The 4,598-nt window shown below is 53.0% G+C and carries 7 protein-coding genes and 1 pseudogene; 1 reads left to right on the top strand and 7 read right to left on the bottom strand.

Annotated elements, in window-relative coordinates; genetic code table 11:
- Nucleotides 1-122: 122 nt before the first annotated feature.
- The 4 genes from P1S59_14205 to P1S59_14190 all read right to left on the bottom strand — a co-directional run bounded on the left by P1S59_14205 (nt 123) and on the right by P1S59_14190 (nt 3,063).
- Complete coding sequence (locus tag P1S59_14205) at nt 123-251, bottom strand: hypothetical protein (GenBank protein ID MDF1527382.1); 129 nt, start codon at nt 249-251, stop codon at nt 123-125.
- A 19-nt stretch (nt 252-270) separates the two neighbouring features.
- Nucleotides 271-2,187 carry an SEC-C metal-binding domain-containing protein gene (locus P1S59_14200; GenBank protein ID MDF1527381.1) on the bottom strand — a complete coding sequence of 639 codons (1,917 nt, stop codon included), beginning with the start codon at nt 2,185-2,187 and terminating at the stop codon, nt 271-273.
- Nucleotides 2,188-2,310: 123 nt separating this feature from the next.
- Nucleotides 2,311-2,763: a hypothetical protein gene (locus P1S59_14195; GenBank protein MDF1527380.1), complete on the bottom strand. Its 453-nt coding sequence runs from the start codon at nt 2,761-2,763 to the stop codon at nt 2,311-2,313.
- A 126-nt stretch (nt 2,764-2,889) separates the two neighbouring features.
- Nucleotides 2,890-3,063 carry a hypothetical protein gene (locus P1S59_14190; GenBank protein ID MDF1527379.1) on the bottom strand — a complete coding sequence of 58 codons (174 nt, stop codon included), beginning with the start codon at nt 3,061-3,063 and terminating at the stop codon, nt 2,890-2,892.
- Nucleotides 3,064-3,231: 168 nt separating this feature from the next.
- Here P1S59_14190 and P1S59_14185 point away from each other — a divergent pair, with 168 nt between their 5' ends.
- Nucleotides 3,232-3,390 carry a hypothetical protein gene (locus tag P1S59_14185; GenBank protein ID MDF1527378.1) on the top strand — a complete coding sequence of 53 codons (159 nt, stop codon included), beginning with the start codon at nt 3,232-3,234 and terminating at the stop codon, nt 3,388-3,390.
- 146 nt (nt 3,391-3,536) lie between these two features.
- Here P1S59_14185 and P1S59_14180 read toward each other — a convergent pair.
- From P1S59_14180 to P1S59_14170, 3 genes and pseudogenes are all read right to left on the bottom strand, one after another.
- A pseudogene (locus tag P1S59_14180) lies at nt 3,537-3,802 on the bottom strand (type II toxin-antitoxin system RelE/ParE family toxin).
- Nucleotides 3,789-4,022, bottom strand: a complete 234-nt coding sequence (locus tag P1S59_14175) for a ribbon-helix-helix domain-containing protein (protein ID MDF1527377.1) — start codon at nt 4,020-4,022, stop codon at nt 3,789-3,791. Before P1S59_14175 ends, P1S59_14180 begins: the two are co-directional and overlap by 14 nt.
- A 187-nt stretch (nt 4,023-4,209) precedes the next feature.
- On the bottom strand, nt 4,210-4,422 hold the full coding sequence (locus tag P1S59_14170; GenBank protein MDF1527376.1) for a DUF2905 domain-containing protein: 213 nt from the start codon (nt 4,420-4,422) through the stop codon (nt 4,210-4,212).
- Between the last annotated feature and the right edge of the window lie 176 nt (nt 4,423-4,598).

The raw sequence follows: 4,598 nt of genomic DNA, 5'->3' as shown, positions 1-4,598 counted from the left end.
TCAGCCGATCACGGTTTAGGAACATATGGCGGGGAGTTGCGAAAAACCAAACTCAGCCATGTTTGAGCAACAACCCGGTGAATTGTGGTATTTCTGACAATACCTATCGGATACGCCATAATTCACCCCTTGACCCCAATGAACCCCCCCATTTTAAGCTCACGGATAAGTTTATTAATCTTCTTCGGATACTTTTTCATGGCAACTCCAAAGGTCTGGCTGTCCGGGTGAAAATCAGTCTCGTCTGCCATCCTGCCGGCTGCGACCCCTCTAATTCAGCCGGAAGCTGATCCAGTCGTCCAGGAAGGGTGTCTTCCTGACGTTCCTTTCAAACCGGTTGAAAAGATCATAGTCTTTTTCGGCATATTCCATAAAACCGAAGAAGTGAGCGAAACGATCCATCGCCCTCAGGGCAAAGCACTGCATGACCGTCTCCTCCCGGGTCGAGTATGCTTTTTCGTCGACGTCGTGGATCGCCATGGGAAAAGCCAGGAGGAATTTGTCCCCGTAAAAGGCCATTGGCCTTTCTTCGCCGCCATATTTCTTGAGCAGGTACAGAGCATAAAAGGATGCCAGTTGGACGATCTGCAGGTCCGGGTACCGATCCCTGAAGCCCCAATTAAATTTCTGTGCGTAAGTCTCGAATAGCCCCCGGAACACCTCCCCGCCAAACCCATCCGCCAGGATGGACTCACCTCGCTTCGTGAGGCTGAAGCACTGATGCCTTTTTTTGATGAACCCGCCCATCAACGCAGTGAGGCGCACCGTGTGAAAATCCATGAAATCCTTTTCAGACCTGATACGCAAGTAATGGCGCCTGTATATTTCCGGAAGATCCGCAGACCATTCGTTGGCTACCGCCTTCACCAACTTCAAGGGAAGGTTCCCGGTAGCTGTTGCTTTCAAGGGTTTCCTGGCCAATTCCCGGATAATTGGTGTAAACAACCTGAGGAAGGGGATATCCTCCGGGACCGCCGCGTCCGCGTTGATGGTCAACGGCGAGTTGGCATCGAAAGGATAGTATAGAAGCCAGGTCATCTGGTCCGCCGACAACCCATCGAAATCTTCGATGGACTCGACGTTCCTGACATCCATGAAGCGATCCGTTTCCGCCTGGAACTCCTCCACCGGCTCGAAGGACTTGCCCTCAACGAATTGGCGGATCTCGTCCCTGAGACTTTCCTGTCGGCTGTCTCCTGTCCCGCCTGGTGACGGCCCTTCGTTGGTGTTGTCAACACCCAGACAACACTTCTTGTATTTCTTCCCGCTGCCGCAGGGACATGGCTCGTTGCGTCCGGCTTTTGGCGAAGCCTTCGCGCCGCCACCCGGACCCTGTTCCTTCAGGCCGGCCTCATACTCCCTGAGCCAATCAATGGCGCCAACCGTCATGAACCATCCCGGAAGGAACGTAATGGAGAAATAGACCGCCTCCGATTCGTCTCCGAACCCGATGGTGGTGGGGAACTGTTCGGGTAGTTTATTCCTTCCCAGCAGGTACCTCGGCACGTACGGGTTGCTTTTAAACGCCTCAGCCAGCAAATCCCTGGAGCGGGGCGAATCGCCGTCCTTGCGAAAATTCAGAAGAGCACTGGTGTAGGTGAAGGCGGCGGAACCATCGCCTTCATACCTTGCCAGCAGCTTTCCAAGCTCCTCGTCGCATTCCAGCTCCACGAGGAGCGCCGCCAGTTCGTAACGGATCCCCTGGTTGTCCCCCGGGTTGAGAGCGAGCATCTCCCTGTAGTGTTGAGCCGCTTCCTCCGTTTTACCCATTTGGATCAGCATGAAGGCCAGGCCGGCCCTGGCTGCCATGTAGGGCCGGGTCTCGAGAAGTCCCCAGAAATGGCCCTTATCCTCCTCGAACGTCTTCTTTCCCAGAACCCGCTCCCCGGCCTTGACAGCCTTTTCGAAGTATTCCGCAGCCTCCTCCACAGTGCCCGCCTCATCCTCGGCAAGGATGATGTAGGCGTCGGCGCAGTCCGGCCAGAGCTCGAGGGCTTTATTCGCAAGCTTTACCCTCTTTTCCCTGCCCTGTATTTCCCTGGCTTCGTAGATCAAGTCCCAGGCTGCGGATACATTGGATACTTCGGACTTTTCCGGAGGCAGATCCAAACGAGTGCTGATATCGACAACTTTGCCGCTCGTTTTTTTGCCACCCTTTTCCTTTCCGGAGCTTTGCTTTTCGGACATTTTCTACCCCCTGTGCCACGAGTGGAAAGCACCCTGCCCATGGCAAGATTAACAGGAATCTGTGGGATCAGGCCTGAAACCAAGGAATGTGCCCTGCCCCCCACGCCCCATGAAGTAGTTCTCTCAGTCTGGCACACCCACTATTGCAGAAAAAACCTTTGTATGAATGGGCTGAGCCGTTGGGATCTTCTCGAAGGCATCAACGATCCGCTCAGAGAATATCGGCTTGTTCCTCAAGTCCTTCCTGATATTCTTCAATCGCAACGGTTTGAACCGTCGGCGCTGGGTCAACTTTTCGTACCAGGTCTCACGGATCAGATCGAGCCAGGCTTCTGCCACAGCATCAAGATCGGGGCGCTCGTCTTCATTTGCCGGGATCTCAAGTAGGCTTAGGTGATCTCTTACGGTTTTTATACGATCTTTGTCGCCTACCCGTTCCGCTTCCTTTCCATCATGCTTCAAGATGAGACTCATTTCATGCAGAGCACGCTGCTTCTTTCCTGGGAGCAATGACGCCTCCGTCTCAAGGATGGGGTTCAGGAACTTCTCTATGAGCTCTGAAGCTTTCTTGTCCATGGGGTGATCTTCCAAATCACCATCGAGCAATCCCCGTAATGCAGCAGTAATTCTGGGGTCGTATCTTGGCGGGTTGTTGCTCAAAGGGTGTCATGGTCAGTTTTCGCAACACCCCGCTGCTTTTTTCTAAACAGTGATCAACTGATCCGATTCCAAGCCAAATAAACGGGCAAATAAAAGAAAGGCGTTGATTCTCCTGCCCTGAACCATCTCCACTTTGCCCACTGCCGCCGGTTTGGGTTTGCCGTGGGTTACCAGCAGCCTGATGTTCTGAACAGCGGCAATGAGGTAATCCGGCACCCCTTGGGGTCGGAGCTCAGATTCTCAGGTTTTTCCCTTTGGTCCTCATTTTGCTACCTCCTGAATCAATATTCAACCTATCTCAGGAGCGTAACGAAAATGGCACGTCCGTTGAGGATCCAGTTCGAGGGCGCTCTATAACATATCATAAGCAGGGGTAATGAGAGGATGATGATCTTCCTCGACGAGGCTGACAGGATCAAGTATCTCAACATCCTTCACACCACCATCGAACGGTTCAACTGGCGGGGGCAAACCGTGGGCTCGGGTCCTTCTCCCAGCCATCGAGCTTCAGGCGCAATTGCGCAAGGTCGAGGTAGTTTTTGAGGGATCCGGTGTCAGAGCACTTGAGTCTTTAGAGCTGCGGGAATGCAAGGCAGGACTTGGATTTGGGTTATTTCACACAAAAGTATGAAAAACGAGAACCGACCCCACGGTTTGTCCCCACGGTTTGTCTTCGTGAATTATTGGAACTAGACACTGCCCCGGTACGCCTCCTTCCTGTGGGCGACCTTGACCACGATGACAACTACCTCGTCGTCGAGGATCCGGTACAGGATCCGGTATCGACCCTGCCTCAGACGATATTTTTCCTGCCCCGAAAGCTTTTCACAGCCGTGGGGGCGGGGGTTGTCTGCGAGTCCCTGGATCCGGTAGACGATCCGGGATGGTCTTTTTCCGGGATCGATTCGAGCTCCTTCACCGCGGAGGGTTTGATGAGGAGCTTATATCTTGCCACGTTCCTTCAGGTCCCGGACCACCGTTTCGAAATCCAGATCGGGCTCCGAAGAACGTGTGTCGAAAGCAGCCAGGTCTTCGGCGTCCTCGGTCAGGCTTTCCCTCACGGCCTCGCTCACCAGCTCTGAGACAGACCGGTCCATCTGGACCGCCTTGAGCTTCAGGGCCCTGTGCAGGTCAGGGTCGAGGTAGATGGTGGCGCGTCTGGATCTTCCGCTCATGAGGGCACCTTAACGCTATAACGTTTAAGCGTCAAGTTTAGCATGCGAACTTCTGGGGGTCAGGCCGGGAATTTGTCAATCTCTGACACTATCATATGGGTATTGCTCAATTCCCGGCCTGACCCTCTTCAATCCCTTTCGTAGATTGTCTTTTTTTAGATCTTGCATCCTGGATTTTGAGTCTAAATTATTTCCTGAACAGGTTGATCAGCACCGTGAGGATGATGCTGAGAATAATGGATGTGGCCAGGGGAAAATAGAAGGTAAATTTCTTTTTGCGGATAAGGATGTCCCCCGGCAAACGCCCCAGCCATGGGACCTTTGGCGCGATGAGAAGGAGAGTCCCCACAAAGATGATGACGATTCCGAACAGGATCAGATATTTTCCAAGGCCAGCCATCTTTCTCCTTCCAATGGGTTCCGGATAATCACGCAGCGCGTGATTTCCTTCAATGACGGATCTTACTCTATTCGCAGGGAATCAAACCATGAATACCTTCGAGACATAATGATGTCTGTCAGTTGTCAATAAGGATCTGCCTACCTTGCGACGTGGGTTATGCTTGGCATATATGA

The organism is bacterium (assembly GCA_029210965.1).
Lineage (GTDB): Bacteria > BMS3Abin14 > BMS3Abin14 > BMS3Abin14 > BMS3Abin14 > JALHUC01.
The sequence above is the reverse complement of the archived record's forward strand: the minus strand, read 5'-3'. Positions and strand labels throughout refer to the sequence as shown.

What these genes read in the sequence shown, in the direction of transcription:
- P1S59_14205 (MDF1527382.1), bottom strand. Translation starts at nt 251, where the DNA reads ATGGCAGACGAGACTGATTTTCACCCGGACAGCCAGACCTTTGGAGTT.
- P1S59_14200 (MDF1527381.1), bottom strand. Translation starts at nt 2,187, where the DNA reads ATGTCCGAAAAGCAAAGCTCCGGAAAGGAAAAGGGTGGCAAAAAAACG.
- P1S59_14195 (MDF1527380.1), bottom strand. Translation starts at nt 2,763, where the DNA reads ATGGACAAGAAAGCTTCAGAGCTCATAGAGAAGTTCCTGAACCCCATC.
- P1S59_14185 (MDF1527378.1), top strand. Translation starts at nt 3,232, where the DNA reads ATGATGATCTTCCTCGACGAGGCTGACAGGATCAAGTATCTCAACATC.
- P1S59_14175 (MDF1527377.1), bottom strand. Translation starts at nt 4,022, where the DNA reads ATGAGCGGAAGATCCAGACGCGCCACCATCTACCTCGACCCTGACCTG.
- P1S59_14170 (MDF1527376.1), bottom strand. Translation starts at nt 4,422, where the DNA reads ATGGCTGGCCTTGGAAAATATCTGATCCTGTTCGGAATCGTCATCATC.